This is a genomic window from Mesorhizobium sp. M0045 (assembly GCF_040323385.1).
Lineage (GTDB): Bacteria > Pseudomonadota > Alphaproteobacteria > Rhizobiales > Rhizobiaceae > Mesorhizobium.
Window position 1 is genome coordinate 161,360 of the sequence record NZ_JAMYUY010000003.1, and the last position, 16,572, is coordinate 177,931.

Consider the following 16,572-nt stretch of genomic DNA (forward strand, 5'->3'; position numbering starts at 1 on the left):
ATTCAGAAATCCGCAGGCGGATTGGCAGTGCGGCGGCCGAGCTTGATGACCAGCCGCGGCACCAGTTTGGCACGCTTCAGCAGCTTTTGATATTGCAGCTCGCGCCTGGCGTAGATCTCGACCCAAGATCCGCTGCAGGCGGACTCGGCGGTGCTGATCTGGTCCGCGTGCCGGGATCGTTGCCTTTCGCCGACGGCGCCTTCGACGTCGTTTTCTATAAGGGTGCAGTCTCGACGAGAACATTCGAATATGGGCAGCCATGCAGAAGGTGCTTGACAGTGGCAAACACCGTCCCACTGATCTTCGCGGCCGAAGTCGGCTAGCCGGCGATGCTGGAGACCATCACCCGATGAAGACAACAGAGGCGCGCGAAGCCCTCCTCGAACCGGCGCGAAAAAGCGATCCCGATAAGCGCGGCCGCAAAGCGTCGAAGGAGACAAGGCAGGTTCAACTGATCGAAGCGACTATCGATTCATTGGCCAAGCGCGGCTATTCGGAAACGACTATGGCCGACGTCGCCGACGGCGCCGGCCTGTCGCGCGGCATCGTCAATTTCCATTTCGAGAGCAAGGAGAAGCTGCTCGTCGCCACTTTGCAGTACATGCATGACGAGTATTCGGCGCATTGGCGCAGCGCCTTGCAAAAGGCCGGCGATGATCCCGCCCGCCAGCTGCAGGCATTGGTGGCGGCCGATTTCGACCGCTCGATCTGCAACAAGCGGAAGCTGGCTGCCTGGTGTGCCTTCTGGGGCGAGGCCAAATCGCGACCGAAATATCAGGCGCTGAGCAGCGCACGCGATGCCGTCTACCAGAACATCTTCATCGATCTTAGCGCGGCGCTCAAGCAGAGCGGCTTCTATGCCTATGAGCCACAAGTCATGGCGCTGGCGCTCAGCGCCATGCTGGATGGTCTGTGGCTGCATTTGATGATGGGCACCGAGGACGCCACACGCGAGACGGCGCTGCAGGCCGCGAATGAGTTCCTGTCTGCGGCATTCCCCAAGCACTATCCGAACTTCGCAGCCCGCGGTGCCAGGCCGGCGTGAACCATCAAAAAGAGGGTGGACCAGCAATGAAGACAATGATCCGGCCCCTGACATTCGAGAAGATCAAGGCCGGCTAATGAAGTTCAAGATCGAACGAGCCGATGTGGCGATCGTCGGCGCCGGCTTCACCGGCCTGTCGGCCGCGCGTGAATTGGACCACGCCGGCATCGATGTCGTGCTGCTCGAAGCCCGCGACCGTGTCGGCGGCCGCGTCGAAGCTGTGCAGAACGGGCTCGGCGAGCGGATCGACAGCGGCGGCCAGTTCTTGTGCGAAGACATGCCGGAATTAATGGCGCTGGTACGAGCGCGCGGCAAGACATTGGTCGAGACCCATGTCGCAGGCGAATTCGTCACGCAGCCGCGAATGGGGGAGGCGCAAGCCGGGCGCACTTACGGCACCGCGATGCGAATGCGCGAGCGGATGAACGCGATCGCACCGAACGACCCGACCATTGCCGGCTTGACGGTCGCGGCATGGCTCAATCGCCAGGCCGATCCCGACGATGCGAAGGCCGCCTTTCGGTCGATGATCGAGGGCCTGTGGTGCCTGGCAATGGAAAGGCTGCCGCTGTGGTACTTGATCGACAATGATCGCCGCATCACCAACGAGGTGTCGGAGCTGCAGTATTTCGTGGGCGAAACCATGCATTCGCTGGCGGATGATCTTGCGCGGGATCTCGGCGATCGACTGCGGCTGAGTACAGCTGTCGAGGCCATTGAGCACGGCCCGGGAGGGGTTCGCGTCGTTTCGCCTGCCGGCGCGATCGAGGCACGAGCGGTACTGGTCGCCGTACCGCCGATGATGGCCTCGAGAGTGGATTTCGTGCCGCCGCTGCCGGCTGTGCTGAAGAGGGCCCTCAGCGTCTGGCAAAGCGGCGCGGTGATCAAGATGCTGGTGCGCTACCCCAAGGCTTTCTGGCGCGACAGGGGCTTGAGCGGCATGGTGATGTGGCGCGACCCGCACGGGCTTTTTGCCTGCGATGCCAGCAGGGACGAGGATCATGCAGCACTTGTCGTCTTCATCGGCGGGCCGCTGGCGCAGCGCTGGCGGGATATGGACGACGCGGCGTTACGCGCAAAGGTGACGTCAAAGCTGGAAGAGGCGCTCGGTATCGAGGCGGCCGGCATTATCGATCTCAGTTATCGCGACTGGACCGGGGATCGCTGGAGCGGCGGCGGTTACAGCGATCTGATCGTCGATGCGACGGCAACGGATGCCGAACGCATTATCCGTGCGGGCGCTCCGCTGGTCCATTTTGCCTCGTCGGAGCTGTCGCCGTCATTTCCGGGCTATGTCGAGGGCGCCATCGTCGCCGGCCGCATTGCTGCCCGAAAAATTATTCAGTCGGCCATCGACAGCAGAGCCTCGGGGCCATAAGCGAGGCAGATCAAGCTGCGGAGCGGGATCGACACGCATTGCCGCGAGCTCGGCCTGCTGGTCAGGCCGCTGATCAATATGTGCGTCATGTCCCGGCGCTGATCATCACGCGCGAGCAGATCGACGACATGGTGTCGATCCTGCGCCAAGGTATTTCGCGCACGATGGACGATCTGCGCCGGGAAGGGGTGTGGCGGGGATAAGCGTTTATGACTGGCGATCTCGCCGGTCGTTTGGGCCATATCGGGTTTCCAGGAGGCGAACTGCCGTCCTGAACTATGCGTGCTGTGCCCGCGTTCTGGCGGCCTTCTGCGCCGCCGCCTTCCTTCCGCTGGCGCCTTTCGTCTCGGCGGCCTTCTTCGCGGCGGCCGAGCGCTCCTCAGCCGTCCGGCGCGAGGCCGCACGCTTGGCCTGCTGCGAGAGCGCCTCGTGCGACGCCGTGCTCTTCGGCTCGTGCTCGAGCACCTTGGAGACGGCCTTCGAGACCCGCGGGCGGCGTTTCGGCGTGCGTTCGCCCTGGCCGGCCTCATAGGCGTATTCGGCGCTCTTGCGCGTGCTCTCCTTCACCTTGCCCTTTTTGGGCGGGGGCAGGTCTACGCCTGCGCGCCTGGCCTCGGAAAGCCCGATGGCGATAGCCTGCTGGGTCGACCGCGCGCCGTGCTCGCCGCGGCGGATTTTATCGATCTCCTCGTGCACGAACTCGCCGGCCTGGGTGCTCGGCGATTTGCCCTCGCGCTTGTCCTTTCGGGCCTTCTCGATGGTTTTCTTGTCCGGCATTGTCTTTCTCCCACATACGGGTTGCGACAGCCTTTCGGGTTGCCGCTTCGCGCGGTCTTATGAGGATCATAACGCGTTGAGGACGCAAATGATCCCGGGACTGGTGATCCAAGCCCCGGCTGTCAGGACGTCGACGCCGATCTGTCCGAAACCAGATGGCGCAAGAACCATTGGGTAGCGAGATCCGCGACTTCGTCCAGGGCGCCGGGCTCCTCGAACAGATGTGTCGCGCCAGGGACGATGGCGAGCTCCTTCTCGCCGCGGAGCGCCACCAAAGCCGAGCGGTTGAGTGCGATCACTTGCGTGTCCGCGCCTCCGACGACGAGCAAGGTCGGCGCCCGGACGCGCGGCAGGGCGAGCGCTGCGAGATCGGGCCGGCCACCACGCGAAACCACCGCCGCGGCCTGGTCGGGCCGCTCGGCCGCCGCCACCAGGGCGGCACCGGCGCCCGTGCTCGCGCCGAAATAGCCAAGACGCAACCCCGACGTGTCCGGGGAGGCGGCGAGCCAATCCGTGACGCCGACCAGCCGATCGGCGAGCAGTCCGATATTGAAGCGCAACTCGGCCGTGACCTGGTCGATCCGCTCCTCTTCGGCCGTCAACAGGTCGACGAGGAAGGTGGCGAGGTTCGCCTCGTTCAGCCTTGCGGCCACGTAGCGGTTGCGCGGGCTGTGGCGGCTGCTTCCGCTGCCATGGGCGAAGAGCACGAGGCCGCGAGCATCCGGGGGCAACGAAAGATTGCCCTCAAGCGTGACAGGCCCCGCGGGAACATGAACGACGTGCTCGCTATGCCGGTCCATATCCACCTCCGCTATGGCGATCTGGTGCCGCGCGCCGGACCCGCGCCCGCGTGCCCAGCCAACTCCTCTTCGGAAGCGGCAGTCTTGTCGGAAGCTGCAGGCTTGGGCACGGACCTGGCGAGGAGCGCGCGGACCTCTTCATCGCTCGTCTGCGAGAAATCCACGTACCAGCGCCCGACACCGAGCAACGGCTCTGGTGTCGTCGCGCAAACGACCTCGTCGGCGTCCGCCCGCATCGCGTCGCAAGTGTCGGGGGTACCGACGGGAACGGCCGCGACAATACGGGCGGCGTGGTTTTTTCGCAGCGCCTTGATTCCGGCCCGCATGGTCGATCCGGTCGCAAGCCCGTCATCCACGAGGATAATGGTCCGTCCATTCAACTGCGGTGGAGGTCGCCCGGCCCTATAGAGGTGCTCGCGGCGCAGAAGCTCTTTTTCCTCCTTTGCAGCGACCGCGTCGACGACATGTGGCGGGATCGCGAGACCGCTGACGATTTCGTCGTTTAGGACACGTACGCCGGAGGGCGCGATCGCCCCCATGGCCAGTTCCTCGTGGCCGGGGACGCCGAGCTTGCGCACGACGAAGACGTCGAGTGGTGCCTTGAGTGCCTGCGCGACCTCGTAGCCGACCGGCACGCCGCCTCGGGGCAGCGCCAATACGATCACGTCGTCGCGGCCGGCAAAGCGAACGAGCTCCCCGGCGAGCCGCCGCCCGGCCTCGCGGCGATCTGAAAAGAGGACAGCCATGACCTTCAATCCGCGTGCATCTGTTTTCCCGGTGGATGTTCTTTCACCAACCTGCGGCCACATCCCGTGGGATGGCTGCGGCACCGGTATCATTTTGGAACTCGCTCGCTGCCGGGACGTTCCAAGAATAGTTTCGATCGCGAGGTGCCGGGAGGCGCGTTCGCGCGCGGATCGAGAAGATCGTGATCCGTACATGCCTCGTCAGGATAGCTGGCGATCTCGCGATGCGCAGCAGCAGGCGCGGTTGGCGGCTTGTTGCCTCAGCAGTCAGAGAGAGGAATATCCCATGCAAGTTCAGGAGATCATGAGCCGTCGGACCGAACTGGTCGGCCCGAACACGACAATTAGGGATGCCGCCCGGAAAATGCGGGCCGACAATCTCGGCGCCCTTCCGGTCGGCGAGAATGACAGGCTGGTCGGCATGGTGACAGACCGCGACATCGTGATGCGCGGCGTCGCCGAGGAGCGCTCAGCCGGCAACACGACCGTCCGCGAGGTCATGTCCGAGCATGTCTATTGGTGCTTCGACGACGCCGATATCACCGATGCGGCGAAGATCATGGCCAAGCATCAGGTGCGTCGTCTTCCGGTGATCAACCACGACAAGCGCCTCGTCGGCGTCATCGCCCTGGCCGACCTCGGGCGGACCGATGAGGAAGCCGCCAAAATCGCTCTCGAAGGCGTTTCCGAGGCGACGGACAATCCCCGGCGCTAGGGCGCTTGCCCGCAGGTTGTACCGCGCTCGCCGTTTAGCTGAGCACCGCCTGCTCAGGCAGCCTTCAGCTTGGCAACTATCGCGCTTTCACTTCAATGCGGCGTGTCTTGTCCTTTGCTGCGGGGTTCTTCGGAAGCTCGACAGCCAAAACGCCGTTCTTGAAAGTGGCCTGCACCTTGTCGGCATCGACCTCCGCATCCAGGGAGATGGTCCGCTGAAACCGGCCATAACTGCGTTCGCTATAGGTGCGGCCGCCAACGCCTTCCTTGTGCTCCGAACGCTTCTCGCCCGTGATGGAGAGGGTGTTGTCGCGCAGCTTGAGCTCAACGTCCTTCTGCTCGAGCCCCGGCAATTCGGCGGTGACCTTATAGGCTTGGTCTGTTTCATATACGTCGACGCTCGGCCAAAGATCGCCGGCCGTAGTCGCTTCGGCCATTGGCGCAAAGAAGTCGTCGAACAGGCGATCGATCTGCCGGTGGAATGACGTAAGCGGATCTCGTCCGGATGGATAAAGACTTCGCGATGGCGTCCAGGACGCCAAGTCACGGTTTGCCATGGTTCTTCTCCTGTTTTTCCTGTTTGCATCGCTCGCCGCCATGTGATCGGCGACAGCAAATAAAACTCGTCCGCCCATGAGGATGTTCCGCACGCCGGCCGGGAAAGGCGGTCCGAAAAACCGCGGAATGCGCATCGGGGAACAACCGGCAGGTAGGACTGTTTGGTCACATCCGCCGTAATCGGATTTGAACGGAAGGAGGATTCGATGAACGCCACTGGACTCGACGTATTCGACAAAACACTGCAGACCACGAACATCTGGCTCGACGAGATCATGGACGAGATTGGACCGGATCGGCAGGTCGCCTGGCACGTTCTCGGAGCGGTGCTACACGCCCTGCGCGACCGTATGCAGCCGGATCTTGCAGCCCACCTCGGCTCGCAGCTGCCGATTCTGGTGCGTGGCGCCTTCAATGACCAATATCAACCTTCCAAGGCTCCCGAGAAGATGCGGTCGCTCGACGAATTTCTGGCCAAGATCAAGGCGGAGCTTGAATTCACCCGTCCGGTCGATTCCAAGGATGCATTCAGGGCCGTGTCCAAGGTGCTTGCCCATCATGTCGGAGAAGGACAGATGCACAAGGTCTGGGAATCCCTGCCAGGAGAGATCAGACGCGTCGCCGAAGCTCAGCAAGCGGCGTGAACGGCGCCGGCGCGGGTTTCTTGGTCGCAATCTTCTTGGGGAAACAGCAATGCCACTCACCCTTATCAGCCCGGCGTTCCCGGCAGGCGGAAAAATTCCCGAAAGGTATACGCGTGACGGCCAGAACGTCTCGCCGCCACTGAAGTGGTCCGGTGTTCCGGATGGTGCCAAGAGCCTTGTTCTTGTCGTGCTGGATCCCGATGCGCCAAGCGGGACTTTCGGACATTGGGCGGTATTCAACATCTCGCCCGATGCCGGCGAACTCGCCGAGGCAGCAGACGGCAAGCCCGGTCCGTCGGCACTCAGGCAAGGCACCAACGATTTCGGCAATGCCTATTACGATGGCCCGCAGCCGCCCGTAGGGCATGGCGTCCATCATTACCATTTCCGGCTGGCCGCGCTTGATGTGCCGAGCCTCAGCGTACCGGGACAGGCGGGCGTGCATCAGGTCTGGAAGCAAGCCCAGAAACACGCATTGGAGGAGACGGAGTTGGTCGGAACCTACGAACGGCCGGCGTGACGCGGAGGGCGTCGGTCGCCGCCTTCACAGCGTAATCTGGGCAAGCGGTTTTCGGGCAGGGCCGTGGATGACCGAACCATCGGCCGCGAAGATCGAGCCGTGGCAGGGACAATCCCAGGTGTGGTCCGCAGTGTTCCAGGTTACGGTGCAGCCCTTGTGGGTGCAAGTCGCCGAAACCGCCTGTAGTGCGCCTTCGGTGTCTCTCCACGCCGCAATCTTTTCCTCTCCCCTGACGATCACGCCCCCCATACCAGGCGCAATGTCGTGGGTGCTCGAGACGATCGATTGACTGCGGCCGTTCTTGTGGAAGTCCTCAGGATAGGGCCGGGCCGGATCGTAGAGTTTTTGCCATGGGCTCGGGCGGCCGCAGATCAGGTCGGCGATCATCGCGCCCACGGCCGTCCCGTTGGTGATGCCCCAGGCGTTGAAGCCAGTGGCAATGTGGAAGCCGGCTGCCTTGGCGGGATCGGGCTCGCCGGCATATGGAATCCTGTCTGCCGTATCATAATCCTCATTGCACCAGCGCCACGCGACGTCGCCGACCGAAAGGTTCTTTCTTGCCCATTTTTCCAGTTCGACAAACCGTTTGGCCACGTCGCCGTCCCAGCCGGTGTTGAACTTGGGGCCGAGCGTGACCAGCAGCGGCCCTTCGGCATCGTGGCCCGTGCGGATGGAATGCGTCGGATCGTCGATGCCGATGAACATGCCGTCGACAGTAAAGGGCTCGTCGATCCGAAAGGCCATGGCGGTGTGGCAGCGCGGCTGCGTCCGGTTCGCCATGCCGATGGGGCTCTTCACCGTCATGTTGGTGGCGACGACGACATGCCCGGCATCAACGGCGCCGCCATCGGTGACGATGCGCCAGCGGCTTGCCTCGTCGATCGACGTGGCGCGGCTGTTTTCGAAGATCCGACCGCCATGGGCCGTCACCGCTTCCGCCAGGCCAACCAGATACATCGCCGGATTGAACTGCGCCTGGTCAGAAAACCGTAGCGCGGCGGCCGTTTCGAAAGGCAGCGGCGCGTGGTCGAGGATCTCGGCCTCCAGCCCGACCTGGCGCGCGGCCTCCGCCTCGGCCGCGACCTCCGCGCGCCGGCTTTCATTGCAGGTGTAGGTATAGGCGTCCTTGCCCTCGAGATCGCAGGCGATGGCGTACTCGCGAACCCAATCGCGGATCTGTCGGGCGCCGGCGGAATTCGCATCGGCGTAGACCTGGGCCAACTCCCGGCCGACAGTGTCGATGAGATGACGATAGATCAGTGCATGCTGCGTGGTGATCTTGGCCGTCGAGCGGCCGGTCACCTGTCCGCCCGTGCGCAGGCCTTCAACGACGACCACCGACCGGCCTGCCTCGCAAAGGCGAAGCGCCGTCGTCAGCCCGACAATTCCAGCACCCACGACAACGGCGTCCGCACGGATCGAACCTTCGAGCTGGGGGTAGTTCGTGGATCTGGCTGCCGCTACCCAACAGCTTCCCGGTTTTCCCAAGAGAATGGCCATTTCAACCGCGCTCCTTGCGTCTCGATGCACTTCCATCGACAACCGCGCCAGCAGGGGAACGTTCCCGAGCTTGGTTGCTTCTTTCAGTCATTGTCCCGCCACCCCGGGTCAGAAAAGCACCGGGAAGGCGCGAGGTGCAGGCCATCACCCAGGTGATCGCCTCGCGGTCGTATTCGTCGCCGGAGCGCCAGTCCTCGAAGAAGGCATTCAGCCTATCGACACGCCCCGGCCAGATGCCGGCGGCTTGCAGGCCGAGCGATACGCCGTAATTGGTGAAGGCGAACTTGGTATCGCGCAGCCATGGCGCGCGGCTGAAATAACCGGGCGGGTCGACCCACATCGTTTCCAGGGTTCGTAGCGAACGCCCCGTCTGGGCCTCGGCCCACGGCTCGTCGGGAAAGAAATGGGCGAGCCACAGCATCATGCCGAGGCCGAGGTCCTGGTCGACGTCGAGTGTGCGCCAATCGCGCTCCATCAGGTCACGCATCTGCGCGATCTCGGGCGCCAGTTCCTCTTCGTCGAGCATGCGATATGAGACGTAGCCGTCATAGGCATCCATGCTGCCGAGGCCGTAGCCGGGGTAAGGACCGCTCAAATCCTCCTGCATCTTCCAGATCACGCCGCGGCCGGGGACCACAAATGCCGGGTGAATGTCCCGCGCCAGCGTAATGCCGCGCTTGCGATATTCCGGCTTCAGATCGCCGAGACGCGCCAGGGCGAACAGCCACATCGCCAGATAGTGGAAATACTGGCCGTCGCGATCCGGCGCTTCGCCGATCCTCAATCCGCGCCGCCGGCCGAGCACACGCTCGACATCCACCACCAGCCGCTCGGCCTCGTCCAGCCAGCGCTCTTCGCCAAGTTCCGCATAAAGCGAGACGTAGAGCACGACCCCGAATGCATCGGTCCACAGATATCGCAAGCCGTTGGGCCAGATGCCTTCGGCGCGCATCCAGTCGAGTTTTTGCAGGACATAATCGACGTCACGCAGCATTGCGCCAAGCCCCGAATCCACGGCAGACTTTGCCGATGTTCGGCTCCATGCGATTGCGAGCATGCGGCATATCTGCCTCGGGTTGATCTGGCCAGATATCGCCAAACGATCTGATCGGCGGCGGGGTTCCTTGGTCGCTTCCACCGCCGCGACCGGGAACCCTCGACCTGATCATGAGTTTCGGGTCCAGGCGCTCACAACGGGATGCGGGAGGTTACCAGTCATTTTCGGAGCCTTTCAATCGAGGAGGCAAAGTTGCGACACCGCCAAATCAGAGTTGACGGAATTACTGTCTTCTTTCGCGAGGAAGGCCCGGCCGACGCTCCCGTGCTTCTGCTGCCGCACGGCTATCCCTGTTCCTCCTATCAGTTTCGAAGGCTGATGCCCGGACTGGCTGATCGCTGGCACACGTTCGCCCCGGACTTTCCTGGCTTCGGCTATAGCGCTACGCCCGACATGGCTGCATTCGGCTACGATTTCGAGACCTATGCCGGGTTTTTGGCGGCTTTCGCGGACACGCTCGGCCTGTCCCACTATGCGCTCTGGCTGCACGATTACGGCTCGCAGATCGGATTGCGCCACGCCATCGCCTATCCGGAGCGCGTTGCCGCGCTTATCATCCAGAACGGCGACATCTACGAAGACGTGCTTGGCCCGAAATACGCAGCCATCAAGGCGTATTGGAACGACAAGACGCCCGACAAGCATAGCCCGCTGGAAGAAGCGGTGAGCGAGGAGGGCTTCCGCCACGAGTTCATCGGTGAGGTTGGCGAGGTCGTGGCCGAGCGCGTGCCACCGGATCTGTGGAAACTCCATTGGCCTCTGATGGACACGCCGCCCCGTCGGCGGCTCGCGGTCGGCCTGATGGAGAAGCTGGAGGCGAACCTCAACTGGTTCCCGAAATACCAGGCTTATCTGCGCGAACGGCAACCACCGACACTGATCGTCTGGGGTCCTGAGGATGGCTACATGCCGGCCGCATCGGCCCGCGCCTACAAGCGCGACTTGCCGCAAGCAGAGCTCCATCTCCTCGATGGCGCCGGCCACTGGCTACTGGAAACCCATTTCGATGAGGCGCTTGCGTTGGTGCGCGACTTCCTCGCACGCGTTCACAGCCGAGCGCCGACGCAACCGTCAGGTAACCTGTTGAAAACGTGGTGATCCCGACAGGGATCGAACCTGTGACCTACAGATTAGGAATTTGGGTGCCGGGGCCGGCGTCCGGAAGCCCTCCAGGGAACGAACGCGCGGGTGGTGATCGCGAATTCGACCCTATGGAGATTTGACGAGAACTGCCAATACTCCTCAATGAGGCCCTCGCCGACATGGTCAGACACGGTCCAGGAACTCGAGCACCCGCCGCGTGAGCAGTGCGGTGGCAGCCGCGTCGTACGACGGGAGCGAGCTGTCGGCGAAGTAGTGCTGGTCGCCGGGATAGAGGAACAGCTCCGCGTCCTCGACCTTCTCCACGATCTCGCGAGCGGCGTCGATGTCGCCCTCGCCGATGAAGATCGGGTCGTTATCCATACCGTGGATCTGGATCGGGACGCCGTCCGGCCAGGGTCCGAACGCCCACTCGCCGCTAATCGGCAGACAGGAGTGGAAGAGCAGGGCTCCGCAGGCACCGGGTCGTGTCTGTGTGAGCTTCTGCGCCGGCAGTACGCCGAACGAGAATCCGGCGTAAACGAGCTCGGGCGTCAGTTCGCCGGCGACGCGGACGCCGCGCTCCCGCATGTCGTCGAACCCGATCTCACCGATGTAGGCGAGACCCTCGTCAATACTCTGGAATGTGCGTCCGTCGAACAGGTCCGGCGTATGCACGGTGTGCCCGGCTGCCCGCAGGTCGTCAGCGAACGCGCGCACGCCGGGAGTCAACCCTTGTGCGTGGTGGAACAGCAGGACCTCGGCCATGGGAGCCTCCAGGTGGGACGTGGATTGCGGCGACAATTGCGAATCGCTTCGCAGAACTGCAAGCGATTTCGGTGTGCATCGAAGAACTTCCAAATGATGACAAGCCTCGGCGCATCGTCTTTTCCCGGTGTGACGACGCGACGGCCGATCTACACCAACAGATAGGCGGCGACGAAAATGCTTCCGGCGTTACCCGCGTCCGCCAGACGGACGCACCGCGACGGTAGTGTCTGGTTCGAATTTCCGCCAAGGTCGACTCCGGCCGATGCGCGAAAGGCAGCTTGAAGGAGCGCCATGAAAGTCGCTTTAAGTGCCACGGGCGACCGCGACGCCGACTTTTTCAACATATCGGTGGAAACCGGAAGTTCGACGCGAACCCAACAGAGAGCTCGCCGGCTGTTCACAGCTGCTCTACGCGCTCGGTCCTCGACAAGCCGGCCAGAGAACTATCCTTCCTGAAGCGAGGCGGGATCAAGGGGGCGCGTCGCCTGGCCGGACGTGACGCGCAGGAGCGGGCATCTTTGCAACCGCGACGATCACTCCGGCACGCCGGCAATACCCAACGCTTCGACGTAGTGCTCGGCGAACACCTTGTCCCGCCACGGGTTGATCTGCTTCTGCAGGCCGAGCGTGTAGGTCGGGAACGCCTCCATCAGCCGCCGCGCCGCCGCCTGCGCTTCGTCCAGCCGGTTGAGTTTGACCAGCGCCATGATCACCACCCGGTGCGAGGAGCCGTAATTCGGCATCTCGCGCAGCGCTCGTTCTCCCCAAGCCAGCGCTTCCTCGTAGCGTTCGAGCATCAGGTAGCTCATCCCGATGCCGGAGAGCGCGATGCCCTTCTCGGGGTCGACCGGACTCAGCCGCATCGCCCTGTGGAAGTGCTCGATCGCAACGAGGGGGTGGCCGGAATGGGCGTTCACCCAGCCGCTGCCCGTATGGCCCTGCGCGGAATTGGGGTTGAGGAGCAGGGACCGTTCGATCGTGTCCAGCGCCGTCTCGTAATCCTTGGCGCTGTAGGCGATCACCTGCGCGGCGAAACGCAAGCTTGTCGGGTCGTCTCGCGCGTCCGCCAGCACCTCGCGGGCCATGCGCACAGCGACGCGGATATCGTCGGGCTCGTGCCAGCACTGACTCACCGACAGGCTGCGGATATAGGCACCGAGTGCCTTCGCCAGGGTGAAGTCTGGGTCGATGCTGAGCGCCTCGTTGGTGAGCCGGCGCACGTCGGCGAAGCCTTCGCGCGTCATGCTGTAGAAGCGCGGCAGCGCACGAAGGTAGAGGTCGTAGGCACCGATGTAGTCGGTCGGCTTCATGCGCGCCTGCTTGATCTCCTGCAGCCGGATGCTCGGTTCGACAGCGCCGACGACGCTCTCGGTCACCTTGTCCTGCAGGTCGAAGATGTCGCTCACGTCGCCCTCGAAGCGGTCGGCCCAGACATGGTGTCCGCTGATCGCGTCCACCAACTGCCCACTGATGCGCACCCGCGATCCTGCTCTGCGGATGCTGCCCTCGAGCACGTAGCGGACGCCCAGCTCGCGCCCGACCTGGCGCAGGTCCACCGCCCGGCCCTTGTAGGTGAACGACGAGTTGCGGGCGATCACGAAGAAGGAGTTCACCCGGCTCAATCCCGTGATGATGTCCTCCACCAGCCCGTCGGCGAAGTATTCCTGGTCGGGATCGCCGCTCATGTTGGTAAAAGGCAGAACCGCGATCGAGGGTTTCGCGGGCAGCGGAGGCGATGCAGCCACCGAGGCGCCGGCGTCGGTCTCGACGCGGTAGGCGCGCACAGGCCGCTCGATGTTCTTGAGGCGCAGATTGCCGAGCGGCGTGAAGCTGCAGTCGAGCTTGCCCTGAAGGTGGTCGTAGGCGGTGCCTGAGACGACCACGGTGCCGGGGTCGGCGATGCCGTCGAGGCGGGCTGCGATATTGACCCCGTCGCCGTAGAGGTCGCCGTCCTCCTCGCAGACCACGTCGCCGAGATTGACGCCGATGCGAAAGCGAATCCGCTCTTCCTCGGGCATCTCCGCCTCGTGTTCTGCCAGGGCCTGCTGGATCGCCATCGCCGAGGCCACCGCGTTGACGACGCTCGCGAACTCACACAGCATGCCGTCGCCGGTGAGCTTGACGATCCGACCCCGGTGCTCAGAGACCAGCGGTTCGAGCAGGTCCTTGCGGTAGATCTTCAGCCGCTCGAGCGTGCCGCGCTCGTCGCGCTCCGTCAGGCGCGAATAGCCGACCACGTCGCAAACCATGATCGCTGCGAGGTGGCGCTGCGTGGTCATTGCACCGCTCGACCAAGCGCCTGCGCGCGGGCCGCCCCGCGTCCATGTCCTGGCACCTTCCAGACGCCCCATGTGCATGGTATCCGTCTCTCCCAGTCGCCGCCGGTCGCCGATACAGAACGGAAAACGCAGCTCGACCTTGCCTTCACGAGATTTCGCTATCCCGCTTGCGAGGCGTGGAGCGATCCAGTCGCCGCGCAAACAGCCAACCGGCGATACGCCCACGCAGCCTCTGGGGACGCTGACACGGCACTCCTCCCAGAAGGCCGGAGATATTTACTGCCCTTGGTAACCGGTTGACGCCACCGTGGCGGTGTTTTTGTCACCGCGATGTAACAGCGAGATGCCTACGAACGCGCATCGGGCATCACACCAGACGTTCGCGCTTAGAGGTGCTGAGGTCGTTGGCTAGCGCGGACCGTCTGCCAACGAGCTTAGTGCCCGGCGGATAGAATCGCGCGAAAATGGCTTCTCGACAACTGGTCGACCGGCCCGTTCAAGGAAGCGCGCCGCAGCGCCGCCGAGCGTGTCGCCGGTAACGAAAACGAATCGCTCCGCCATGCCCGGGGTTGCCTGACAGGCCCAGTCGAACAAGGCGGGGCCGTCGATGTTCGGCATCCGCAGATCGCAAAAGATCACATCAAAAACAGCACTCATCAGCGCTGCCTTGGCACCGGCACCGTCCTCGACGATCCTGACGGCAAAACCTTCAGCCTCTAGTAGTTCTGCCACCGTTTCTCCAACCTCCCGCTCGTCATCGACCACAAGGGCGGTACAACCGATGTCCGCGACCGAGTGAGCCGCAACACCTTCGACTGAATCTGACGAAGTGCAGGCCTCCACCGGCAACAGCAACCGGAAATGCGCGCCGTCCGCACGGTCAAGCAGGGTCAGCCGTCCATTGTGCGACTGCACCACGCCGAGCGAGAAAGCGAGCCCGATCCCGGTGCCCGCACCCTGAGCCTTGGTGGTAAAAAACGGATCGAAAATGCGGTTCCGGATCTCGGCGGGCACACCGGGGCCATTGTCGGCGATCACGATCTGGAGGTCATTGCCTTCAAGCGACGTTTCGATCTCGATCCGCCGCGGTGCCGGTATCTCCTGCAGGGCGTGTTGCGCGTTGACGATCAGGTTGTAGAACACCTGATGCATCTGGTCAGGGTCGACTTCCAAAGGCGGCAGGCTCTCGGCGAGCCGGCATTGCACCTCGATGCCTGCCGTGCGCAAACCGTAGCCGGCGATGTCAAGAACTGCGCGGATCAGATCGTTGACGTCGGTACTGCGGCGCTCCGGCTGGCGTTGTCGCGCCATTGCCAGGAAAGTCTTCACGATGCGCGCGCAGCGCTCGGCGGCGAGTCTGATCTTGCCGGCCCGCTGTGCGTGGGCGGTTCCGGCTAGAAATTCTTCCAGCAACTGGGCCTGCGCGACGACGACCGCCAAGGGGTTATTGAGTTCGTGCGAAACGCCGGCAAGCAGCGAACCAAGTGCATTGAGCCGCTCGCTCTGCGCCAATGCCTCGCGCGACCGCGCCAGTTCGGCTTCAGCCGCCTTGGTTGCGGTGAGATCAAGAATGCTGCCGACGATCACCGGTCGGTCGTCCATCTCGATGTGGCGCCAACTCAGCGACACGGGAAACACGGAGCCGTCCAGACGCCGAAGTTGAGCCTCCACGCCGTCGGCGCGCGGCTGCTGACGTGACAGGGCCTTGAGGCGCCGATAGTCTTCCCGTGTGGCGAACCAGCGGTGCTGGCGGAAGCGGTCCTCGTCACGGGGGCCGATACCCATGATCTCGCGGAAGGCGGGATTTGCGGTAATCAGGTGCCTCGTTCGCGAGTCTATGAACACGACCGGAACCGGATGATGGTGAGTGAGGTCTCGGAAGCGCCGCTCGCTTTGCTGCAGGCGCTCGGCCGCGCGCTTCTGCTCGGTGATATCGATATCGAAGCCGCCGATGCGCGCCTGTTGCTGATCGGCCCACAGCACGGGAAAGCGAACGACAAGGCTCCAGGCATAATCGACCGCGTTGCTTAGAAATTCCTCGATTGCAATCGCCTGTCCCGATTCCAGCACGCGGCGATCGTTTTCCGCGATCATCGCGGCCTCCTGCGGCCCGAAAATGTCGGCCGCGCTTAGTCCGATCGCGCTCTCGGCTGGCCGGCCGAAGACCTTTCCCATTTCCGGATTGGCGACCAGATAGCGTCCGTCGGTATCCTTCAGGTACATGCCTACGGGAGCATGCTTCATGAATGCCGCCAAGCGGGCTTCGCTGGCACGCAGAGCTGCGTCGGCAGCGTGGCGCTGCGACAGGTCGCGCAAGCTCGCCGTGAAGAAACGACGTTTGCCGCTCCGGGCTTCGGTGATCGTGAGTTCCACCGGAAACTCGGTGCCGTTCGCTCGCATGGCAGTCTGCTCTGTGCGACGCCCGAGCAACCGCGGGGCGCCACCCGCAAGATAGGCGGCAAGCCCGTTTGCGTGCGCCTTGCGCAGATGCGGCGGGACGATGAGCTCCGAGATCTGTCTGCCGACCGCTTCAGCGCGCGAATAGCCGAAGGTCGCCTCGGCCGCCGCGTTGAATTCCACAACCAATCCGGCTTCGTCCGTGACGATCACGCAGTCGAGCGATGAGCGAACCACCGAAGCGAGGATCGCCTGTTGGAATGCGTTTCCGTCGTCGTCTTCTTGCAAGGGCGGGCTCCGTGACGA

At 63.5% G+C, this 16,572-nt stretch carries 16 protein-coding genes and 1 pseudogene; 7 read left to right on the forward strand and 10 right to left on the reverse strand.

Annotated features, from left to right (window positions below; genetic code table 11):
* Window positions 1–2: 2 nt before the first annotated feature.
* Window positions 3–359, reverse strand: a complete 357-nt coding sequence (locus tag NKJ72_RS05760; protein WP_352476443.1) for a hypothetical protein — start codon at window positions 357–359, stop codon at window positions 3–5.
* Here NKJ72_RS05760 and betI point away from each other — a divergent pair.
* The 3 genes and pseudogenes from betI to NKJ72_RS05775 form a co-directional block, all read left to right on the forward strand.
* The gene (gene betI / locus NKJ72_RS05765) at window positions 350–1,045 is read left to right on the forward strand and encodes a transcriptional regulator BetI (protein WP_352476218.1); all 696 of its coding nucleotides are present in this window, start codon (window positions 350–352) and stop codon (window positions 1,043–1,045) included. The two genes, NKJ72_RS05760 and betI, sit on opposite strands and share 10 nt — an antisense overlap.
* 76 nt (window positions 1,046–1,121) lie before the next feature.
* Window positions 1,122–2,423, forward strand: a complete 1,302-nt coding sequence (locus tag NKJ72_RS05770; protein WP_352476219.1) for a flavin monoamine oxidase family protein — start codon at window positions 1,122–1,124, stop codon at window positions 2,421–2,423.
* Window positions 2,424–2,450: 27 nt separating this feature from the next.
* Window positions 2,451–2,626: pseudogene (locus NKJ72_RS05775) on the forward strand (aspartate aminotransferase family protein); the annotation flags it as partial.
* Between the two features lie 73 nt (window positions 2,627–2,699).
* Here the strand turns inward: NKJ72_RS05775 and NKJ72_RS05780 are convergent.
* The 3 genes from NKJ72_RS05780 to NKJ72_RS05790 form a co-directional block, all read right to left on the reverse strand.
* The gene (locus NKJ72_RS05780; protein ID WP_352476220.1) at window positions 2,700–3,200 is read right to left on the reverse strand and encodes a DUF6496 domain-containing protein; all 501 of its coding nucleotides are present in this window, start codon (window positions 3,198–3,200) and stop codon (window positions 2,700–2,702) included.
* Window positions 3,201–3,322: 122 nt separating this feature from the next.
* Window positions 3,323–4,000: a dienelactone hydrolase family protein gene (locus NKJ72_RS05785; RefSeq protein WP_352476221.1), complete on the reverse strand. Its 678-nt coding sequence runs from the start codon at window positions 3,998–4,000 to the stop codon at window positions 3,323–3,325.
* An 11-nt stretch (window positions 4,001–4,011) separates the two neighbouring features.
* On the reverse strand, window positions 4,012–4,746 hold the full coding sequence (locus NKJ72_RS05790; RefSeq protein ID WP_352476222.1) for a phosphoribosyltransferase: 735 nt from the start codon (window positions 4,744–4,746) through the stop codon (window positions 4,012–4,014).
* A 286-nt stretch (window positions 4,747–5,032) separates the two neighbouring features.
* Here NKJ72_RS05790 and NKJ72_RS05795 point away from each other — a divergent pair, with 286 nt between their 5' ends.
* Window positions 5,033–5,461 carry a CBS domain-containing protein gene (locus NKJ72_RS05795; RefSeq protein WP_502895512.1) on the forward strand — a complete coding sequence of 143 codons (429 nt, stop codon included), beginning with the start codon at window positions 5,033–5,035 and terminating at the stop codon, window positions 5,459–5,461.
* Between the two features lie 76 nt (window positions 5,462–5,537).
* Here the strand turns inward: NKJ72_RS05795 and NKJ72_RS05800 are convergent, their stop codons facing one another.
* On the reverse strand, window positions 5,538–6,152 hold the full coding sequence (locus NKJ72_RS05800) for an Hsp20/alpha crystallin family protein (RefSeq protein WP_352476224.1): 615 nt from the start codon (window positions 6,150–6,152) through the stop codon (window positions 5,538–5,540).
* 72 nt (window positions 6,153–6,224) lie between these two features.
* Here NKJ72_RS05800 and NKJ72_RS05805 point away from each other — a divergent pair, with 72 nt between their 5' ends.
* Window positions 6,225–6,662, forward strand: coding sequence for a DUF2267 domain-containing protein (locus NKJ72_RS05805; protein ID WP_352476225.1), 438 nt, complete (start codon window positions 6,225–6,227; stop codon window positions 6,660–6,662).
* Between the two features lie 49 nt (window positions 6,663–6,711).
* Window positions 6,712–7,182, forward strand: a complete 471-nt coding sequence (locus NKJ72_RS05810; protein ID WP_352476226.1) for a YbhB/YbcL family Raf kinase inhibitor-like protein — start codon at window positions 6,712–6,714, stop codon at window positions 7,180–7,182.
* Window positions 7,183–7,206: 24 nt separating this feature from the next.
* Here NKJ72_RS05810 and NKJ72_RS05815 read toward each other — a convergent pair whose 3' ends face one another.
* Both NKJ72_RS05815 and NKJ72_RS05820 read right to left on the reverse strand, forming a co-directional pair.
* A complete protein-coding gene (locus NKJ72_RS05815) occupies window positions 7,207–8,682 on the reverse strand; it encodes an FAD-dependent oxidoreductase (protein WP_352476227.1) in 1,476 nt (491 codons plus the stop codon).
* A gap of 1 nt (window position 8,683) precedes the next feature.
* Complete coding sequence (locus NKJ72_RS05820; protein ID WP_352476228.1) at window positions 8,684–9,676, reverse strand: hypothetical protein; 993 nt, start codon at window positions 9,674–9,676, stop codon at window positions 8,684–8,686.
* Window positions 9,677–9,880: 204 nt separating this feature from the next.
* Between NKJ72_RS05820 and NKJ72_RS05825 the strand changes: the two genes are divergently transcribed.
* On the forward strand, window positions 9,881–10,837 hold the full coding sequence (locus tag NKJ72_RS05825; protein WP_352476229.1) for an alpha/beta fold hydrolase: 957 nt from the start codon (window positions 9,881–9,883) through the stop codon (window positions 10,835–10,837).
* A gap of 168 nt (window positions 10,838–11,005) precedes the next feature.
* Here the strand turns inward: NKJ72_RS05825 and NKJ72_RS05830 are convergent, their stop codons facing one another.
* From NKJ72_RS05830 to NKJ72_RS05840, 3 genes are all read right to left on the reverse strand, one after another.
* Complete coding sequence (locus tag NKJ72_RS05830) at window positions 11,006–11,587, reverse strand: dienelactone hydrolase family protein (RefSeq protein ID WP_352476230.1); 582 nt, start codon at window positions 11,585–11,587, stop codon at window positions 11,006–11,008.
* Between the two features lie 536 nt (window positions 11,588–12,123).
* Complete coding sequence (locus NKJ72_RS05835; protein ID WP_352476231.1) at window positions 12,124–13,869, reverse strand: adenylate/guanylate cyclase domain-containing protein; 1,746 nt, start codon at window positions 13,867–13,869, stop codon at window positions 12,124–12,126.
* Window positions 13,870–14,277: 408 nt separating this feature from the next.
* On the reverse strand, window positions 14,278–16,554 hold the full coding sequence (locus tag NKJ72_RS05840; protein ID WP_352476232.1) for a hybrid sensor histidine kinase/response regulator: 2,277 nt from the start codon (window positions 16,552–16,554) through the stop codon (window positions 14,278–14,280).
* Window positions 16,555–16,572: the final 18 nt, after the last annotated feature.

Coding starts and splice junctions, on each gene's coding strand:
- betI (WP_352476218.1), top strand. CDS start 350: ATGAAGACAACAGAGGCGCGCGAAGCCCTCCTCGAACCGGCGCGAAAA.
- NKJ72_RS05770 (WP_352476219.1), top strand. CDS start 1,122: ATGAAGTTCAAGATCGAACGAGCCGATGTGGCGATCGTCGGCGCCGGC.
- NKJ72_RS05780 (WP_352476220.1), bottom strand. CDS start 3,200: ATGCCGGACAAGAAAACCATCGAGAAGGCCCGAAAGGACAAGCGCGAG.
- NKJ72_RS05785 (WP_352476221.1), bottom strand. CDS start 4,000: ATGGACCGGCATAGCGAGCACGTCGTTCATGTTCCCGCGGGGCCTGTC.
- NKJ72_RS05790 (WP_352476222.1), bottom strand. CDS start 4,746: ATGGCTGTCCTCTTTTCAGATCGCCGCGAGGCCGGGCGGCGGCTCGCC.
- NKJ72_RS05795 (WP_502895512.1), top strand. CDS start 5,033: ATGCAAGTTCAGGAGATCATGAGCCGTCGGACCGAACTGGTCGGCCCG.
- NKJ72_RS05800 (WP_352476224.1), bottom strand. CDS start 6,152: ATGCGCATTCCGCGGTTTTTCGGACCGCCTTTCCCGGCCGGCGTGCGG.
- NKJ72_RS05805 (WP_352476225.1), top strand. CDS start 6,225: ATGAACGCCACTGGACTCGACGTATTCGACAAAACACTGCAGACCACG.
- NKJ72_RS05810 (WP_352476226.1), top strand. CDS start 6,712: ATGCCACTCACCCTTATCAGCCCGGCGTTCCCGGCAGGCGGAAAAATT.
- NKJ72_RS05815 (WP_352476227.1), bottom strand. CDS start 8,682: ATGGCCATTCTCTTGGGAAAACCGGGAAGCTGTTGGGTAGCGGCAGCC.
- NKJ72_RS05820 (WP_352476228.1), bottom strand. CDS start 9,676: ATGCTGCGTGACGTCGATTATGTCCTGCAAAAACTCGACTGGATGCGC.
- NKJ72_RS05825 (WP_352476229.1), top strand. CDS start 9,881: ATGCGGGAGGTTACCAGTCATTTTCGGAGCCTTTCAATCGAGGAGGCA.
- NKJ72_RS05830 (WP_352476230.1), bottom strand. CDS start 11,587: ATGGCCGAGGTCCTGCTGTTCCACCACGCACAAGGGTTGACTCCCGGC.
- NKJ72_RS05835 (WP_352476231.1), bottom strand. CDS start 13,869: ATGACCACGCAGCGCCACCTCGCAGCGATCATGGTTTGCGACGTGGTC.